General features: G+C 52.2%; 2 protein-coding genes. Both read left to right on the top strand.

The window, feature by feature from the left end; translation table 11 throughout:
- On the top strand, nucleotides 1-162 hold a 162-nt coding region (locus BN1118_RS21235; RefSeq protein ID WP_080771121.1), incomplete at its 5' end, for an EF-Tu C-terminal domain-related protein.
- 112 nt (nucleotides 163-274) lie between these two features.
- A complete protein-coding gene (gene gmhB / locus BN1118_RS13410; protein WP_043142605.1) occupies nucleotides 275-817 on the top strand; it encodes a D-glycero-beta-D-manno-heptose 1,7-bisphosphate 7-phosphatase in 543 nt (180 codons plus the stop codon).
- The last annotated feature ends 177 nt before the right edge of the window (nucleotides 818-994 follow it).

Genomic DNA, 994 nt, shown 5'->3' with positions numbered 1-994 from the left:
ATCGAACTGCCGGAAGGCGTTGAAATGGTAATGCCAGGCGACAACATCAAAATGGTTGTTACCCTGATTGCGCCGATCGCGATGGACGACGGCCTGCGTTTCGCCATCCGTGAAGGTGGCCGTACCGTAGGTGCCGGTGTTGTAGCTAGCGTAATCGCTTAATCGATTCGTTATATGCAAACATGAAAAGGGGTGGCTTCGGCCGCCCCTTTTTCTTTTTGGGCCTTGTGCCCTATGAGATACTTTGCAAAATCATTTATTGAGGTAGTCCCCAGTGAGCAAGCCCGCCATTTTTCTGGACCGTGACGGTGTCATCAACGAAGACACCGGTTATGTCAGTCAGGTAGACGACTTCCATTTCCTGCCCGGTGTGATCGAAGCCATGCAGCTGCTGAAGAAGAAAGGCTATCTGTTGATCGTCGTCACCAACCAGTCTGGTATCGCCCGCGGCTATTTCAGTGAGGACGACTTCATGAACCTGACTGAATGGATGGATTGGTCATTGGCCGATCGGGATGTGGATCTCGACGGTATCTATTTCTGTCCACATCACCCGGATCACGGCGCCCCTTGTGATTGCCGCAAACCGGAACCCGGCATGCTGCTGCTGGCACAACAGGAGCTGGGTATTGATATGGGCCGTTCCTATATGGTTGGCGACAAACCTTCCGACCTGAAAGCGGCAGCCAGTGCCAAGGTTGGTCATAAAGTCATGGTGCGTACTGGCAAACCTGTGACCGATGCCGGCATCGCCTTGGCGGATGCCATCTACGACAACCTGCACGATTTCGCTGTTTCAGTGCCTGTCGCGGGCTGATTTCGTTCGCTTAATATGCGCATTGGTGGCTTTGTGAGCGAACAGTTGATGAAAGCCATCTTTTTGCAATTATCTGCTTGCCAGAAAGTTTCTATTCCCTATAATGCGCCACCATCGACAGGGCAAGCGGCAACGCAAACAAGCCAGTCGGTGCCTCGAAAAGCCTTTGAAAATAAG

Origin of the sequence: Aeromonas bestiarum, from assembly GCF_000819745.1 — a bacterium.
GTDB lineage: Bacteria > Pseudomonadota > Gammaproteobacteria > Enterobacterales > Aeromonadaceae > Aeromonas > Aeromonas bestiarum.
This window is presented reverse-complemented; position numbering and strand designations above follow the sequence as displayed.